Genomic DNA, 17097 nt, shown 5'->3' on the forward strand with positions numbered 1-17097 from the left:
TGGGAGGCAGACAGGATGAATAAGCTGCAGACAGGCAGCGTGTACCCTTGGCAGACGGAGCTGGAGAGATTTATAGAACAGGTGGAAAGCGCGCCCAATCGAGTGAATGACGGATGGACTCACCAACGTAAGCTGGCCGTGCTGGAAAAGCTGGTTCGCGCATATGCCCTGCATCAGGATGATACCGGAGCTATCATTGACCCCCATTCTGAAAGTGAACGGTACTACTCCACCCCGTCCTATGCGTTGGCAGCGACGGTGTTGGTCAAAGAAGGCCGGCATGATTTACTGGAATCTGCTGCTGCGGCCTTGACGCATAGCATAGCTTGTGTAGTGGAGGAAAAAGCTCCAGATCACCACCCAGACTTTTTTCCAATTATGATAATGGGCGCGTATCGGCTCCTTAAAAATCTGCTGCCAGAGCAAGCCACGGCTTGGAAACAGCAACTGAGCAGGATTCAGCCGGAGCAGACCTACATTTTTACGATGAGTAAAATGAAAAATCCGAACCGGATGATCAACTGGAATGCGATTATGATTTCCGGCGAGTTTTTGCGTGCAGCGGAAGGAATTGCAGCCGATTCGGAATGGATGGAGACGTATATCCGCAGCTACCATTTGCCTCGTTTTACCGGGTTGGGCCTGTATCAGGATGGACCGCTGGATCGGCCCAATAGCCCATTTGCCTACGATATCGTTACACGTTTTCATTTGGGCGTGATGCTGGAGAACGGATATGATGGCAGCTGCGCACTCGAACTGCGTGACCACCTTCGCAGGGGAGCGCTCAGCACATTGCTGGCGCTATCCCCGCACGGGGAAATTCCGCCGCGTGGAAGAAGCGCGCAGCATCAGTGGAACGAAGCGGCCGCGGCCTTTGTCTTTACAACACATGCTCAGCAGGCTTTTACAGCAGGAGAGCATGGGCTCGCAGGTGCGTTCCGACGGGCAGCAGATCTATGCTGGCAAGCGATTAGCCGCTGGCAGACCGATGACGGCAAGCTGCATATCGTCCGCAACCATTATTCGTCCGAGGCACGGCATGGCTTTGAGGTGTACTCGAATCATACCTGCTACAGTCTGTGGACGACGGCTGTGCTGGCCCACACCCTTCTACATGGTGAGGAGATGGATCGCATTTCCCCAACCTTCATCCCGGCGGAGATCGGCAGCCGGGTGTTGGCAACGGACGGTTGGTTCCAGACTGTCATTGCAGCCGTAGAGGGGCAGCAAATGCTTGTGCAAACATCGGTCAACGATCCGTACAATGTTCCGGGCATCGTGCGAATTCAGCAGTCTGCGTTGCCGTCGCTGATCGGTCCGTCCTCAGCAGGTCATGCAGACCGTGGCTTTACAGGCTTCGCGGAGGGAGATATTTTCCCGCTAAGCTATACCCCGGCCTGGCAAACGGAGGACGGAAAGTGGCACAGCTTGTCGGAAGGTATTCCCGGTACGCTGGAGTTCGACCGGGATGGAGGGATTGACCCGCAGGATGGTGGAGGAACCGTACAGATGGAACAAAGCTCAGCGTCTGACGGAGCAACGGATTTTACACTCCTGTGGAAAGGCCCATTCCCGGGAGTGAGGGAAATCCGAACGCATTATCGTCAGGTACCCGGCAAAATTGAAGTGGCGTATGAGCTTCAAGGCAATATTCAGAATGTAGGGGCGCTTATTCCCTTAATGGCGTATGACGGTCGGGAGCGCAGCGTTATTCATCATGTCATGTCAGCCGGGAAAGAAACGGAAAGCATTCGAGTAGAATACGCAGGTGCAAGCCTCGAAGTCATCCCGACGACGGAAGGAACGAGCGTGGTATGGCCGGAAGAATTAGCTTCTGTGGCCTGTCGGAATGGTTTACTTAAGGGAGCGCGTCTGGAATGTGAAAGTAATCGCATTTCCTTTATCATTCGGTTACCTGAATAGATAGAGCTAGAGCCATAAATATGATTTAACACGTGGAAAAAGGAGAGGAAAAAGAAATGACAAAAGTAGAAGCGTGGCTGGAGCAATCGTGGGAGCTGGCTTTGGATAAGACGCTTGCCTTGGCGGCAAGACTGGGAGATGCTTTTCCACATGTTGCTGAGGGTGGACGTTATGATAATCGTGAAGAAGCGTGGTGGACAGCAGGTTTTTATCCGGGGCTGCTATGGCTAGTCAATCGGGCGCGTCCTGACAGTGTGGCTGCCGGGATTGCACAGCGGTGCGAGGGTCGTTTGGAAAAAATACTCTATAATAGCGAAGCTGTAGACCATGATCTTGGCTTTATTTGGCTGCTCAGCGGTGTGGCCGCCCATCGGCTGACCGGAGATTCAGAGTCCAGAAGACGTGGGTTGTTGGCTGCCAATCTGCTGGCTGCCCGTTTTAACGTGAATGGCCGTTTTATTCGCGCGTGGAACTTTCCCTCGAAGGGCATGGATACACGGGGCGTTGCGATTATAGACAGTATGATGAATCTACCCTTGCTTTATTGGGCTTCGGAGGAAAGTGGAGATCCACGTTTTGCCGCTCTCGCTGTGCAGCATACAGATACCATAGCACGTGAATTTGTCCGTTCGGACGGCTCTATCGCACATGTAGTCGAATTCGATCCGGAGATTGGAAAAAAGGTCGCCGAGCATGGCGGACAGGGATTTGCTCCCGGTTCTGCCTGGGCACGCGGCACGGCTTGGGCTTTGTATGGTTTTACGCTTTCGTACGGGTACACGCGCGATTCGCGTTATTTGAAGGTGGCCGAGAACACGGCTGATTTTTTTCTATCCCAGCTGGGTGATGCTTGCCTGCCTGTGTGGGATTTTAGAGCAGAGGAAGAGCACCGCGGGGCATGGGATTCATCGGCTGCGGCAATTGCGGCCAGTGGTTTGCTGGAGCTAGCAAAATATTCGGCGCGTGCGGAGCATTTTACAGAAGCTGCAGAATCTATCCTCGAGGGCTTGCATCATACGTGTACAGCGTGGGGCGAGGAGCATGAGGGATTGCTGTTGAACGGGACCGTACATTATCCTGAGCAAAAATACATCAACGTTCCCATTATCTATGGCGATTATTTCTTTGTCGAGGCATTGGCAAAGCTGCGCGGTGAAGAAGGTTTGTTTAGTGTTGAATGCAAAAAAATATAGTGTATAAGCGTGCAAGAACGAACTCATTTTTAATCGTCCTATAATTAGTCAGATTTACGGAATGAATTGTGAGACAGCGTGTGTGTAATTTCATTTACATATACGCTGTTTTTTTATGCATGAAAAGGCTGGATTTATTTCGATGCCAAAGTACTACTTATGGGTAGTTAAGAGATCATAGCTGCGCTTATTTTGTGCCCAATCAGAGAAAAATCATTGTATATAAGCTCTTAATTCCTATGAAAATTTTCATTTTGATGCATGGAAATAGGTCCTTTTACTTGTTTAAGAGCATTTGCTCGTAAATTGACAATATAGGTGGGTAACCGTATGATACCTTCTTGGATAAAGGGATAAACTGGATTTTTAAGTCTCATTTGCAAAAGGAGTTATACATATCATGACAGCAATGAGCGATAGTACAAAAAGAATATACGGAGGATTTTGGATAAGAACAGCAGCGTTTTTGATTGATCTGATCATCATGACTTTATTAGTCATTTTAGTAGGGAGTATGCTTTCTATTACTCCAGACCTACTGGGCATAGAGGAGACTGGCTTCATATTAGAGTTTTTAATTTGGATGCCGCTGATTTTTTGGCTCGTGCTACCATGGCTGTATTGTGGTTTATGGGAATCATCGAAAGTACAGGCTACACCGGGTAAGCTTGCGTTCTCTTTGGTTGTCGTGGACAAGGAAGGAAAACGTCTTGGATTTTTACACGCCTCAGGGCGTTATTGGATTAAGGCTATTTCTTTTGTAATTGCTCATATTATTTATATTGTGGTTGCTTTTACTGCTAAAAAACAGGGACTCCACGATCTTTGTACCAACACCTTTGTTGTACATAAAAAAGAATTGCAGCGATATGGGCAGCAATCGTCTTTTCTGTAAGTATTAGAGGAGATCACCAAAGCTTCTGTTTAATGTATATTCTTCAATTAACAAGAAACCAGCTAATGCTTGCAATACATTAGGTGGTTATTTGTTTTTTCATTTTGTTATGGTGTTTTACTTTTTTTGTCAGGAAAGCAAGACATTTTTCATTTATAAAATAACGATACTACGGTGGTGTGCAGCGTAGTGGAGGATTTGAATATGGAGAAGCGTAGCGTTCGCCTTTGCCATGGGATTCTTACCTTTTAAAAGGTTTATGAAAATCTGAGAATCCTGGGGCAACAGCGATCGTAGGATCAAATGCTACACGTAGCGTCTCACTCAGACAAAAGTATGTCCCTTTATTTTAAAGGGATTCTTATAGCGAAATAAAAAATGTAAGCTGTTCTTACAGTTTTCATGTTCTTTTTAGCTTGTTTTGCGTTATAATGAAAGGATGCACATTATGAACGAATTGGAGGCACAGCCCGATTGACTACTTACCCTTTTGCCTTTGATCCGTCCAAGCCGTTTATTGAGCAGGCAAGTGACTGGATTGCGGATGTATTTTATGAAGTTTTGCCTGAAGTCGGCTTTGAGGTTCGGGATGAACAAATTTATATGGCATTCCAGCTAGAACGTGCCTATAAGGAAAAAAAGACCATTTTTGCAGAAGCAGGTGTGGGCACTGGTAAAACGCTCGTATACCTGCTGTACGCTATTGCATATGCCCGATACATGAGAAAACCGGCGATTATCGCCTGTGCGGACGAATCGTTAATTGAACAATTGGTAAAGCCGGAAGGGGATATTGCCAAGCTGGCACAGCATTTGAATCTGACGATTGATGCCAGATTGGGGAAGTCGCCGGATCAGTATATTTGTCTGAATAAGCTGGATGAGGTGCGAGGCGGACTGGATGAGGACGCAGATGTTTTCCGTGATATTTATCTGGAACTGCCGGATTTTGTTCATTTTCCAGATACGTTACAATCCTTTACTCCTTACGGGAACCGAAAGGAATATCCCGAGCTAACAGATGGACAGTGGAGCAGACTCGGATGGGATGTATTTCAAGACTGTCTCGTTTGCCATCAGCGGCATCGTTGCGGTCAGACGTTGTCTCGTGATCATTACCGTAAAGCGGCAGATCTGGTCATCTGCTCTCATGACTTTTATATGGAGCATGTATGGACCTACGAAGCGAGAAAGCGCGAGGGTCAGCTGCCGTTGCTGCCGGAGCACAGCTCTGTTGTCTTTGACGAAGGGCATTTGCTGGAGACAGCGGCACAAAATGCGCTTACCTACAAGCTTAAGCACGCTCAGTTTGAATCTATAATTACCCGATTGCTGGAGGGAGAAGTACGGGAATCTTTGGCAATGACGATCGAAGATGCGATCTCCCAAAGTGAGGCTTTGTTCGCTGCGCTTGATAAGAACAGTCAGCCTGTACAGGGTTCTAATCGCAAGGAGTTCATTCTGAATGAGTCACTGATTAGAGAGGTAAACCGCTTTGGTGAACTGATCGGCACGATCGAAGAAGAGCTTGTATTTGAAAGCGGGCTATTCTCTTTGGATGAGTATCAAGTCAAAATTGTGGAAGAACATTTGGAAATGATTCAAACCGCGTTGGCTTTGTTTAAGCGTCCTGAACTTCTCATTTCGTGGGTGATGGAGGATCAGGATGGATTAACGCTTGTGGTTATGCCGAAGATGGTAAAAGAGATTCTCAAAGAACGAGTATTTGCGCAGCATATACCGATCGTATTCTCTTCAGCTACACTTTCCGTAGAAAGCTCTTTTGACTATATGGCGCAGAGTCTCGGTATTGAAAATCCGCTAACGTTTTCTGTTGCTTCACCTTATGACTACAGCGATCAGATGCAAGCTGCACTGTACCCGTTGCAAGCGGGGGATGATCCAATCCCGAGAGCACTGGCACTGCTGGAGAAATCACAGGGAAGAGCGCTTATCCTGTTTCCTTCACAGGAAGAACTGGCTGCATTCCAGACGGGTCTCGTTGCCTACCCGGAGGCGTCTGCTTATCGTTTTCTGTACGAAGGTTCGGCTGAAATCAGCCATCTGATCTCAGCTTTTCAGAATGATGAGGAAAGTGTGTTGTGCGCTGTTACATTATGGGAAGGATTGGATATTCCTGGACCTTCTCTGTCGCACGTCATTATCTGGTCACTGCCATTTCCTCCGAATGATCCGGTTTTTACGGCTCTGCGCAAGGATGCAGCAGATCCGTTTATTCAGATAGATATGCCTCACATGGCACTTAGACTCAGACAAGGCATAGGGCGTTTAATTCGCTCGCGTAATGATCGGGGCTGGATATCCATCATGGGCCAGGATTTGAGTCGTCAAGAAGTACGTACACAAGTTGAACAACTACTGCCTGCGGGCGTAGAATGCACCGTAATTGAAGGAAACCCGGGGGGAATAAAAACATGTTGAACTTTACAACGTACACAGTAGATCAGATTAAAGATGCTTTTGGTATTTTGACTGGACAGCGTTATGAATTTATCATTGATGTAGAGGTAGAGGAGGACGACGAGCTATACACTGAAAACGGACTGTATATCCGTTGTCTTTATTTAGTAGACGAAGAAAAGACGGGACTGCTAAAGTATGAATTAATTGAAAAAGTAACGAATCGTTACATTGATCTTGAACTTGAAGATGATGAGTTGCAAGCTGTTGAGACCTTCTGTAAAGAACATGTACAGGATGAAACAGTGAAGTAATAGTATAGAACACTTAGCTAGCAAAGCTGGTATATAGCTAACATATAATGAAGATATCAAGGAGTCCTGACATGATCAGGCTCCTTATTTTTATGGCCATTGAAGAGAACTTATTTGCTTTAGCGCAGTCTATCCCACACATTCACCATAAACAGCATAGTCCCCCCCGCGAGTAACACCCATCCTATGACGATCCAAACTCCAGCCTCTGGAACTTTGTAATTTTCACCTATAATCGCCAATATCAACACGGGCAGACCGATATTATGCATCCAAAAATGGATATGTGCCAAAATAGTAACTGAAAGTGCAGGAAAGGTCACATAGATCAGACCTATTATTCCAAGTGCCATCCAACCCAACAAATGGGTATGAGACTGAACATTGGATAGGCTGTGATCACCCGACACGCCAATAATTACACTAAGCAGCACACTAAGAGCAAAATATACGGCAGCTATCTTCAGAAATTGCTTTCCCATATATGAACTCCTCCTTATGTTGCACAAGGACATTTTGTGACATCTTCTCTATCATATCGAGCAAGTAGGCAGGGGGTGTGGGTATTGTGACTGGTCCATTTGACAAAAGCTTCAAATACACATAAAATCTTATTGCATCAATACTTACCGTATTACTGTGTTTTCTCGGAGATGATAGCGAACTTCTCCGACAATAGGCGTTAATTTTTGACCATTGGTTTATTTTGGATTCGCCATTAAAAGGAGCTTGAAATTATGAATGTATATCAAAATACCCTTGAACTCATCGGACGCACGCCATTAGTGGAGCTGAACAGCTATTCTCTACCGAGAGGAATTCGCCTGTTTGCGAAGCTGGAGTTTATGAATCCCGGCGGCAGCGTTAAGGATCGGGTGGGGAAGGCTCTAATTGAAAAAGCATTAAAAACAGGTCAGCTGAAGCCAGGGGGGACATTAATTGAAGCAACAGCAGGCAACGCAGGTATTGGTCTTGCGATGGCAGCGCTTCATTATAATATCTCGGTTATTTTTGCTGTGCCTGAGAAGTTCAGCCAAGAGAAGCAGGACCTGATGAAGGCATTGGGAGCACGCATCGTTCATACCCCGACAAGTGAGGGGATGAAAGGAGCTATCGAAAAAACAAAAGAATTAGCTGCTGAAATAAAAGATGCATACTTGCCACGGCAATTCAGTAATCCGGATAATCCCGAGGCATACTATACGACAATGGGACCTGAAATATGGAACGATCTGGACGGCAAAGTGGACGTATTTGTGGCAGGTGCAGGCTCGGGGGGAACGTTTATGGGAACCTCGCGTTACCTTAAGGAACAAAATGCAGCCCTTAAAACGGTCATCGTGGAGCCAGAAGGGTCCATTTTGAATGGCGGCGAGTCAGGCCCACATAAAACGGAAGGAATTGGCATGGAATTAATCCCTGAATTTGTGGATAAAGGATATTTCAATGCCATTCACACCATTAGCGATGTCGATGCTTTTGACCGTGTCAAGGAACTGGCTGCACGTGAAGGTCTTCTCGTTGGCAGTTCTTCAGGGTCTGCTTTACATGCCGCTTTACTGGAAGCAGAAAATGCACCGGATGGCGCACATATTGTTACCATTTTCCCGGATAGCAGCGAACGTTATCTGAGCAAAAAAATATATGAAGGCGGGATATAAAATGAAACGCAAAACAAAACTGATTCACGGCGGGCTTCCTACCGATCCCCATACAGGCGCGGTTAACGTTCCTATTTATCAGGTAAGCACTTATGAGCAAGAGGAAATTGGCGTCCATAAGGGATACGAATATTCGCGTACAGGCAATCCGACCCGGTTTGCTCTGGAGGAGCTGATCAAGGATCTGGAGGAAGGAAAGCGTGGTTTTGCTTTCGGTTCGGGTATGGCAGCCATTCATGCGGTATTTTCACTGTTTAACGCAGGGGATCATATTTTGCTGACCGATGATGTATACGGAGGCACCTACCGTATTGTAAGCAAAGTGCTCAGCCGTATCGGAATTGAATCCACATTTGTGGATACGACTGACCTGGAAGCCATCTCCAAAGCAATTCGTCCGAATACGAAGGCATTGTATGTCGAAACGCCAACGAACCCGCTTTTGAAGGTTACTGATATCCGTGCTGTTTCGGAGCTTGTAAAAAAACATGATCTTTTACTGATCGTCGACAACACATTTGCTACCCCTTATTGGCAGACGCCAATTACACTTGGGGCTGATATCGTCATTCACTCTGCTACCAAGTATTTGGGCGGCCACAGCGATGTTGTAGCCGGTCTGGCTGTTGTGAACAGCGACGAGCTGGGAGAACAACTGCATTTTCTGCAAAACGCCATTGGTGCTATTCTCGGCCCGCAGGATTCTTGGTTATTGATCCGCGGTATTAAAACATTGGGTCTGCGTATGGAAGCGATTGAGCAAAATGCGAAGGAAATTGCAGCCTTTTTGGAAAAACATCCGAAGGTTAGCAAAGTGTACTACCCTGGACTGGAAAGCCATGCACAACATGAACTGTCCAAAACCCAGGCTGAAGGCTTTGGCGGTATCATTTCCTTTGATGTAGGTAGTGACGCTAACGCGGTTGCACTTCTGAAAAAGGTAAAATATTTTACACTAGCTGAAAGCTTGGGAGCGGTTGAAAGTCTGATTAGCGTTCCGGCACGTATGACGCACGCCTCTATTCCGGTAGAACGTCGTGCAGAGTTAGGCATTACCGAAGGTTTGGTGCGGATTTCGGTTGGGATCGAAGATCTGGAAGATTTGATCGAAGACTTACAGGCAGCATTGTAAGAAAATAAGTGTAATGATCAAGAGAGGTAGCTGAGGCTGCCTCTTTTTTTTGTTTTTTTATCATAGCTACTTTTTTGAGAAGAACAGAGGAGTACGTAGATGTAATAACGAATAGTTTTATATAGTTCAATTGAATGTTAAACGGGATATATAACCGCGACTACGTCTCTGAGGAAACAAAAACCTGGAGGGGGAATGTTATGAGGTTCACACATCTGGAAAAAGCAACAACTGTGCTGTCGGATCATCCGGTACGTCTGAGGTCTGCTTATGCAGTCGGTCCGGTCATGCTCCCGGAAAATTGCGGTGTGGGCAGGGAATGGTCCAATTATTTTGCCCATGAGAATTGGAATTTGGAAAAGGCTTGTGGTGAAGAAGGAATAGAGCTTTCAGCCGGAGGAAAGGCAGCGTGCCGATTACTGACCGAGCTAGACCCTCGGACTGCGGAACTGAATCTAGGTGTTTTTCCGCCTTTGGCCGAACAAGAAAGGCTTTTGCTGGTTTCAAATCTTCGTTGTATGGTTGCACAGGAAGTGATTTTCAGACCCTTTGAAGGAACGGGACAAATTTGGATAGATGGCACACTGGTATATGCGGAATCCGGTCCTTTTCGCTTGTATCTGGAGGAAGGCGATCACACGGTAGTTATCATTGCTGCGTTTATTCCTGAGGAGGCCCGCTCTATTCGTATCAGTGGAAATCAGGTATGCGACGAACCAGATGTGGCAGAACTGCATCGTGAATTTGTAGAGCGTAATATACGTTTTCATATGGCATGGCTAGAGGTTGAGAAAAGTGCTGGCAGGGAGGGTGAAGACAGCCCGATCTTATTTTATCTACTGCGTAAGGATCGGATAGATCTTCCCTTAGATCAAACGTTATGGGTCGAGGTAACGAATGATGAAGGCATAAAGCTGGATCGCTTTCCAGCACATTGGGAGCAGGAGCAAAGCTATGACTGGGATCAGGAAAAGGCCAGGAATACGGGAATGCTGCACTTCACCGTTACATATCGGGATCATGAGGCTGTGGAGCATCGTTTTGTGTATTCGGCACTTGTGCGGCCTTTGTCAGTCGTCGTGGAGGGCTTGCAGGAAGAGTATGACCGGTACATTCAAGCCCGCGCTATAGATATTCTTCCTTCTGCGCAGAAAATACAAATAGAGGGCCTGCTTGAGGAATTAAAAAGGTTAACGGATTTGCCGGAAGATCCTTTTGAAATCTGGGATTACCGGATTGTGCGTGAATATATCAAGCTACTAAAACAGATCTTCACAAATGGACATACCGAACAGTCACAGCCCCCATCCTTACTTCAAGAAGAACACATTTTTTTGTCTAATGACGGAATTGGGGAAGGATTTTTTGTCTCCCGTTTGGACAATAGTTTGCAACGCTATACCATTCAGCTTCCTAGAAGCTACTCGACTGACCGACAGTATCCTCTGATCGTCCTGATGCCAGGCAAGCGATATGAGCTGGGTTTGCCGGATTTTCAGAATCGAGGTTTTGGGCAAGGCTGGGAAGAGGAAGCTATATTCGTTACTTTTTCGTGCCGTGGTGTAACGTTGGGCAGTTATATTGGAGAAGCTGCTTTTTTGGAGGGGCTGGATGTCATACTGCAAGCGTATCGAGTGGACGAAGATCGGGTCTATCTGACGGGTTATTCGAACGGAGCATACGCTGCTTGGGCGATGGCACAGGCTTATCCTTCTCGGTTTGCGGCTATTGCGGTTATCTCTGGAGCGCCACATCCTAAGCATCTGATAAATCTGTTGAATATGCCAATATTGAATGTATGCGGAGATCAGGATTACTTATTTGCACAAGCATACACAGCCCCTGTAACAGAGCTTCTATCTGATCATTTTAGAGGTGTTGTAGAGCGGCAGTCTAATCACTGGGATACGCATGAGCTGAGACTTCTGGACGGCGTACTGGGTTGGCTTATGCAATGGAAAAGAGATGTCGTACCTCAGCGTATTGCCTATCGGACGGAACGGGGGAGACATAACCGGGCTTACTGGCTGGAACTGACGCGAATGGATGAAAATGAGGAATATGCTGAGTTGTACGGTGAAATGAGTGCCACAGGTGAGTTGGATATCGAGGCGGTTCACGCCGAAGAATTTATCATTCATCTTTCTCAAGAGGTCATGCCCTTGGAGCTGGCCCAGGTTCGTATCGGAGCCCGTATTTTCGTGTTGGACTTGCGGGAATACAGCCGCTTTCGCTTTGTTAAAACACAGTCACATAAACGCCCCTCACCTGAATACCGTTTGATTGCCGAACGGGAGGAAGAAAGCAGTGGATGCTTTACAAAAGAATCGGATGCCAAAATGAAAACGGTGGGCTCGAAAAGCGTGGGAAGAAACGTTTTGAGCCACGGTATGGGTGTGCTTGACGTTTATATGGATCGTCTTCACATTGTCCTTCCATCCAGCTATGCTACACCGGAGGAAGAGCAGGCGGTGAGACGGACGGCGAACGCCTTGGCTAGCCCACGAACAGCAACTTGGAATCCGTATATCGGTGTTCATTATCCCGTGGTGTCTTCTAATGATATTACGGAGGAAGCACTGGCTGATAGCAACGTGATTTGTATCACTTCGGGCTTGTCCAGACATGAGCTGCTTCAAAAGCACCAGGCCGATCTGCAAATTACATGTACGGAGGAAGGGTATACATTGGGCGACGACTTTACGGCAGGCGAGTATTGTCTGTCATATATTCAACCTAGCCCATGGTCTGCAACCCAGCAAATGCTTGTTGTAGCGACCAATTCACCCCGTATACTGGGTAAAAACCTATTTATGCGCAGACTAATTATGCCTGGATATTTTAATGGTCTACACCCGTATTTAAATAAAGAGATCATTGTGTATGATAGCAAGGGAGTGCGTGCTCTTAACTTCACTTCCATTAGACATGCGCAGCAAAAACTGCAAGGCCAATAAAAAAGATAATAATGTTATAATAATCTATAATTAAAAAAAACCGTCTGGAGGCTGGTCAAGCCCCCATTTTATAGACACTGAAAAAAGCCCCTAGGCTATAAGCTGCTTCCGATACTCTTTCGGAGGCAGCTTATTTAACTTTCGTTGTGGTCGACATTGGTTGTAAAATTGGATATATTCTTTTATTCTCCTTTGTACCTCATCCATATTTCGGATATCATAGGGGTAGAGCCCTTCCGTTTTGAGATGCGAGAAGAAGCTCTCCATCGAGGCATTATCATAACAATTGCCTCGGCGAGACATGCTGATTCGGGCGCCAACCTTTGGCAGCATGTCATGGTACGCATGGGACGTGTACTGGAATCCCTGGTCGCTGTGAACGATGAGGCCAGTCACGTCTTTTTGCTGTTTCCAGGCTTGTCGAAACGTCTGTAAAACCAGTTCGTTATCATTTCTATGGCTCATCTGGTACGCGATAATTTCGTTATTGAACAAGTCTTTAATCGCAGACAGATATAGCCAGCAATCACCCACTCGATATTGCGTGATATCTGTGACCCATTTTTGATTTGGTTTGTCAGCCTTGAAATCCTGTTTTAGCGGATTTTTCGCCACACGACCTTCCGTAGAAGAAGCATAATTGCAGCGATGCTTCCGACGAATTTGTGAGCGGATTCCCAAGACCTGCATGAGCCGAAGTACCTTTTTATGATTCATCCAGACTCCATGATCGTGCTGCAAAAATAGTTGGATTTGACGGTAGCCGTAGACTCCGTTATACTGCTCATACACTTTCTTCACAAGTGCTTTCGCGTCCCGATCTCGATCTGTTTCTCTCCGTTTTAAGAAGGCGTAATATCCACTTCTAGAGACCTTAAACAGCTTACAGAGTTCGCTAACTGGATACTCTTTAGCGGCCTTCTCAATCGTTACATACTTGTGCGCCTCATCTCCTGCATCCAGATTTCCAAACACTTTTTTAGCATATCATTTTCCCGTTTTAACTTTTGGACGTACCTGTCCTGGTCCATATATTCCTTCCGTCGTTCTCGTTGGTCCATAAGTCCGAATTCACCGAGTTCCTTGTACTTCCGCATCCATTCTTTCAACCGATGTCGATCTGCAATACCGAACTTCTCCATGAGTTTACGATATGTCCAACCTTCTTCGATATGAAGCCGTATGGCCTCTACTTTGGTTTCAAACGTATACTCTTTAAACTTCTGTCCTTTTTTCGCTGGCATAAAAATGCACCCCCTAGAAATTCATCGGATAAACCAGGGGGTTATTCCAATGTCTATTCTAAGGGGTGCACTTCAGGCACGTTGGCGATCCTGACGGTTTTTTGCTGGTTCATTGCAGTGATTTGTGATCGAGATGACGTCATATAAAGAAGGGTATTGTGGCAGCTTAGCTTTTATATTGCTCCATCAGGTACATGATCTTTACTTCATCGGCCAAATCTCCAAAGGGTTCTAACGGATTCTCTTGAATGATATGATATAAACGCTGGACTCGTTCCTTTGGCAGTTTGCGTACATATCTGGAAATGAAAGCGGCATGGGTGACTACGTAGCGCTTTTTACGGACAGCTGCACTGGCTACGCGGACGAGAATATCTTCGCCCCCTGCCAATTCCAGAATACGGCGCTCATAAAAGACTACGTATCGGAATGTCCGGTCCTTGATCAGCTCACGATTGAGTCTGGCAATCTCTCCGATATATCTGACCATAAGCGGCTCGAAGCTCTTGATCAGGAGGGGATCGAGCGTTAATTCCATGTCTTTGCGGAGAACGAAAGATTGCAGCAGGGCGACCTGCTGGAGCCTTATCCGATCATTGTGAATGAGTACAGCCATCTCACGCAGCATTTCATAGGAGACACGCTCACTGAGTTGCCGCAGGGCAACCGCGTTTTTATGATTAATGTTTAGTCCTTCCTGGATCTGCTCTATACGACCTCTGAACAGACGTATAAGCTGCCTACGCTGTTCATAAGGATAAATACCCTGCTGTAGAAGCACTAAGGGCAGCAGAAGAAGCGCACCGACGATACCGCACAAAAGCATTTGTTGCGGTGAGTGGCCGAAAAAGACAGTAGCGGCCAGCAATATGACACTGACAGCAAGGTCTTTACGAAAATAACGTTTGGCTCTGAGTCTGGCATATTGCTCTACAGGAACTAGTGTATCCCGACCACATGATGTGCACTTTTCTTCCCAAAGGGCGGTAAATTGCCCACAACGCTTGCAGACTCTTAGCTTTTGGAAGGCGTGCTCTGTGCGGGTAAATGGGCGAAATTGTACAGCTTGTTTGGAACTATTCATTGCGTTCACTTCTCCGGTTCAGCAGTGCTAGAAGCTCGGTGTCGATTTGTGTAATCGACGGGGCCCGTTTTTTATGTATATAGTAAATTAGTGATTTGATGGCGACAAAAAGAAACATAATCGCCAGACATCCGTATGAGATCATAGTGTACTTCCTCTTTCTACTTGGATTTTTATTTCAATATTTTACATGGGCGGGTTTCGCTACTGTCATTTTTGTCGTATAAAGGAGAAGGCTGGTGCCCGATTGCCCTTGTTGGGGTATAATTATATCATTACTGCAGGATATTGGTAAAATCACGCGGTATAACAGGCTTTTTGGTTGGATTCAGACCATTCGGGCAGTATTTTCAGCTGGCGCTCATGTAAAACTCATTATAATTTAATAGTAGGGGAGTACAACTGTAATTTAGAATGAGAATTAACTGGCAAAGGGGTACAAGCGATGTTTAGTAGAGACAGAAAATGGTTTTTGGTCATCGGAATCATATGTACAATGATCATGACCTCGATTTTGGCATGGCAGCCACAGATGGCGAATGCCGCTTCACCCTCTGCTTCTAAGGTGGATGCGGTGCTGGTCGTCGATGTAAGTAATTCGATGAACACCAGTGATCCTGGGAAAATTGGCAATGAAGCCATGAAAATGTTCATTGATATGCTGTCGACCCAAAATGACAAAGTCGGGATTGTAGCATATACGGATGTCGTACAGCGCGAGAAAGCCTTGCTTAATATTACATCCGAAGCGGATAAGCAGGAACTGAAGACGTTTATTGACGGACTGAACCGGGGGGCGTATACTGACACCTCCGTGGGTGTCAAGGAAGCGATCCGCATTTTGCAAGATGGTAAAACAGCTGGACATGCGCCTATGATCGTCATGCTGGCCGACGGTAACAACGATTTTAATAAGACGACAGGCAGAACCGAAAGCCAATCCGATCAGGATATGGCACAGGCTGTAGCTGAGGCTAAGAATAGCGGCGTTCCAATCTACACCATCGGCTTGAATGCAGATGGAAAGCTGAATAAAAACAAGCTCGCCGACATAGCGCAGCAAACGGGCGGCAAATCTTTTATTACAAGCTCAGCGGATGACCTGCCGAAGATTTTGAGTGAAATTTTCGCCAGCAATTTGAAGTTGAAAGTGGTGCCTTTGCAGTCCATTACGGCAAACGGCGACTATCAGGATGTAACGGTAACCGTACCGAACGATAGTGTGCTGGAGGCTAACATTTCGATCATGTCCTCAAAACCGGTGGATGCGAGACTGATAGACCCGTCGGGCAACACCAAGCCAATTCCTTCGAGCGATGTGCTGCTGTCCAAGTCCAAAAGCTACTCGCTGATTAAACTGCTTAAGCCTGTGGCTGGTGACTGGAAGCTCCAAGTCAAGGGAGTCCAGCAGGATCAGATTGATATTAATCTGGTGTTTAACTATGATCTGGAGCTGAAAATGGACGCACCGTCAGCCAAATCATACAAAAAAGGCGATGCAGTTCAAATTCGTTCCTACCTGACAAGCAATAGCCAGCAGCTCCAGGATCAGGAATTATATGCGAATATGAATGCTGTTCTGAAGGTCAAGGATCTGGATTCCGGTACAACGAATGAGGTGCCGTTAACCAATGCAGGGGATTCTTTTACCGGTTCCTATACGATTCCAGATGAGCATGACTACGAACTAACCGTTAGAGCAGAGGAGAAGAGCTTTTACCGTGAAACACAGCCTGTAACCATCAGTGCTAAAGCAGGGGCGACGAGCGGTACGAATACGGGCACGACGCAGCCAACAACACCTGCTGAAAAGTCCAAGTTAATGCCACTCATTCTTTTAGGGCTGGGACTGCTCGTTCTGCTGGTTGCCGCGTATTTCATCTGGAAGGCTGTCAAAAAGGCCAACCGTGGCTTTGTCGGTCAAATCGTACTGGAAATCCGGGATGAGAACACCGGCGAAAAAACGTATCCGCAATACAAGAAGCTGAACACCTTCCGGGGCAAATTTAATCTGCACCAGTTGCTGCAACTGGCACCGGAATTTGCTGGAACCGACAAGGTCGTGTTCACACCAGCCAATCAGGATCGTATTATTGTGCGCAGTACCCCCGAGATTACGATTGAAAAATCCGGACGGGCTGTAGACACAGGCAACGGTCTTGAACTAAAAAATGGTGATCGTCTGACGATCCCGTTAGCCAGTGTGGACAAAACCATTTTACTGGAGTTTATTTCAGTAAACAGCTAAACGAACCCTTAGGAGGTCATAT

Annotated in this window: 13 protein-coding genes; 9 read left to right on the forward strand and 4 right to left on the reverse strand. The window is 46.5% G+C overall.

Annotated elements, in window-relative coordinates:
- Positions 1-15 precede the first annotated feature (15 nt).
- From AOU00_RS23700 to AOU00_RS23720, 5 genes are all read left to right on the forward strand, one after another.
- Positions 16-1926 carry a glycosyl hydrolase gene (locus AOU00_RS23700; protein ID WP_069291800.1) on the forward strand — a complete coding sequence of 637 codons (1911 nt, stop codon included), beginning with the start codon at positions 16-18 and terminating at the stop codon, positions 1924-1926.
- Between the two features lie 56 nt (positions 1927-1982).
- A complete protein-coding gene (locus AOU00_RS23705; protein WP_069291801.1) occupies positions 1983-3119 on the forward strand; it encodes a glycoside hydrolase family 88 protein in 1137 nt (378 codons plus the stop codon).
- Between the two features lie 400 nt (positions 3120-3519).
- Positions 3520-4014 carry an RDD family protein gene (locus AOU00_RS23710; protein ID WP_069291802.1) on the forward strand — a complete coding sequence of 165 codons (495 nt, stop codon included), beginning with the start codon at positions 3520-3522 and terminating at the stop codon, positions 4012-4014.
- 474 nt (positions 4015-4488) lie between these two features.
- Complete coding sequence (locus AOU00_RS23715) at positions 4489-6456, forward strand: ATP-dependent DNA helicase (RefSeq protein ID WP_069291803.1); 1968 nt, start codon at positions 4489-4491, stop codon at positions 6454-6456.
- Positions 6450-6749 (forward strand): DUF6509 family protein, encoded by a 300-nt coding sequence (locus AOU00_RS23720; RefSeq protein ID WP_061831931.1) that lies wholly within the window; start codon positions 6450-6452, stop codon positions 6747-6749. Before AOU00_RS23715 ends, AOU00_RS23720 begins: the two co-directional genes overlap by 7 nt.
- A 119-nt stretch (positions 6750-6868) precedes the next feature.
- Here the strand turns inward: AOU00_RS23720 and AOU00_RS23725 are convergent, their stop codons facing one another.
- The gene (locus AOU00_RS23725) at positions 6869-7231 is read right to left on the reverse strand and encodes a hypothetical protein (RefSeq protein WP_069291804.1); all 363 of its coding nucleotides are present in this window, start codon (positions 7229-7231) and stop codon (positions 6869-6871) included.
- Positions 7232-7486: 255 nt separating this feature from the next.
- Between AOU00_RS23725 and AOU00_RS23730 the strand changes: the two genes are divergently transcribed.
- The 3 genes from AOU00_RS23730 to AOU00_RS23740 all read left to right on the forward strand — a co-directional run bounded on the left by AOU00_RS23730 (position 7487) and on the right by AOU00_RS23740 (position 12499).
- Positions 7487-8410, forward strand: coding sequence for a PLP-dependent cysteine synthase family protein (locus AOU00_RS23730; RefSeq protein WP_023988377.1), 924 nt, complete (start codon positions 7487-7489; stop codon positions 8408-8410).
- Between the two features lies 1 nt (position 8411).
- Positions 8412-9542: a bifunctional cystathionine gamma-lyase/homocysteine desulfhydrase gene (locus AOU00_RS23735; RefSeq protein ID WP_069291805.1), complete on the forward strand. Its 1131-nt coding sequence runs from the start codon at positions 8412-8414 to the stop codon at positions 9540-9542.
- A 200-nt stretch (positions 9543-9742) separates the two neighbouring features.
- Positions 9743-12499: a PHB depolymerase family esterase gene (locus tag AOU00_RS23740; RefSeq protein ID WP_069291806.1), complete on the forward strand. Its 2757-nt coding sequence runs from the start codon at positions 9743-9745 to the stop codon at positions 12497-12499.
- A gap of 90 nt (positions 12500-12589) precedes the next feature.
- On the opposite strand, the gene AOU00_RS23745 is transcribed toward AOU00_RS23740, so the two are convergent.
- The 3 genes from AOU00_RS23745 to AOU00_RS23755 form a co-directional block, all read right to left on the reverse strand.
- Complete coding sequence (locus AOU00_RS23745; RefSeq protein WP_155765264.1) at positions 12590-13474, reverse strand: IS3 family transposase; 885 nt, start codon at positions 13472-13474, stop codon at positions 12590-12592.
- Positions 13429-13743 (reverse strand): helix-turn-helix domain-containing protein, encoded by a 315-nt coding sequence (locus AOU00_RS23750; RefSeq protein ID WP_061831351.1) that lies wholly within the window; start codon positions 13741-13743, stop codon positions 13429-13431. The genes AOU00_RS23745 and AOU00_RS23750 overlap by 46 nt, the downstream gene beginning before the upstream one ends.
- A gap of 166 nt (positions 13744-13909) precedes the next feature.
- Positions 13910-14827 (reverse strand): hypothetical protein, encoded by a 918-nt coding sequence (locus AOU00_RS23755; RefSeq protein ID WP_061831352.1) that lies wholly within the window; start codon positions 14825-14827, stop codon positions 13910-13912.
- Between the two features lie 445 nt (positions 14828-15272).
- Here AOU00_RS23755 and AOU00_RS23760 point away from each other — a divergent pair, with 445 nt between their 5' ends.
- The gene (locus AOU00_RS23760) at positions 15273-17075 is read left to right on the forward strand and encodes a vWA domain-containing protein (RefSeq protein WP_061831353.1); all 1803 of its coding nucleotides are present in this window, start codon (positions 15273-15275) and stop codon (positions 17073-17075) included.
- The last annotated feature ends 22 nt before the right edge of the window (positions 17076-17097 follow it).

Source organism: Paenibacillus polymyxa (genome assembly GCF_001719045.1).
Taxonomy (GTDB): domain Bacteria; phylum Bacillota; class Bacilli; order Paenibacillales; family Paenibacillaceae; genus Paenibacillus; species Paenibacillus polymyxa_B.

What these genes read in the sequence shown, in the direction of transcription:
- AOU00_RS23710 (WP_069291802.1), top strand. Translation starts at nt 3,520, where the DNA reads ATGACAGCAATGAGCGATAGTACAAAAAGAATATACGGAGGATTTTGG.
- AOU00_RS23725 (WP_069291804.1), bottom strand. Translation starts at nt 7,231, where the DNA reads ATGGGAAAGCAATTTCTGAAGATAGCTGCCGTATATTTTGCTCTTAGT.
- AOU00_RS23755 (WP_061831352.1), bottom strand. Translation starts at nt 14,827, where the DNA reads ATGAATAGTTCCAAACAAGCTGTACAATTTCGCCCATTTACCCGCACA.
- AOU00_RS23740 (WP_069291806.1), top strand. Translation starts at nt 9,743, where the DNA reads ATGAGGTTCACACATCTGGAAAAAGCAACAACTGTGCTGTCGGATCAT.
- AOU00_RS23735 (WP_069291805.1), top strand. Translation starts at nt 8,412, where the DNA reads ATGAAACGCAAAACAAAACTGATTCACGGCGGGCTTCCTACCGATCCC.
- AOU00_RS23705 (WP_069291801.1), top strand. Translation starts at nt 1,983, where the DNA reads ATGACAAAAGTAGAAGCGTGGCTGGAGCAATCGTGGGAGCTGGCTTTG.
- AOU00_RS23720 (WP_061831931.1), top strand. Translation starts at nt 6,450, where the DNA reads ATGTTGAACTTTACAACGTACACAGTAGATCAGATTAAAGATGCTTTT.
- AOU00_RS23760 (WP_061831353.1), top strand. Translation starts at nt 15,273, where the DNA reads ATGTTTAGTAGAGACAGAAAATGGTTTTTGGTCATCGGAATCATATGT.
- AOU00_RS23750 (WP_061831351.1), bottom strand. Translation starts at nt 13,743, where the DNA reads ATGCCAGCGAAAAAAGGACAGAAGTTTAAAGAGTATACGTTTGAAACC.
- AOU00_RS23730 (WP_023988377.1), top strand. Translation starts at nt 7,487, where the DNA reads ATGAATGTATATCAAAATACCCTTGAACTCATCGGACGCACGCCATTA.
- AOU00_RS23700 (WP_069291800.1), top strand. Translation starts at nt 16, where the DNA reads ATGAATAAGCTGCAGACAGGCAGCGTGTACCCTTGGCAGACGGAGCTG.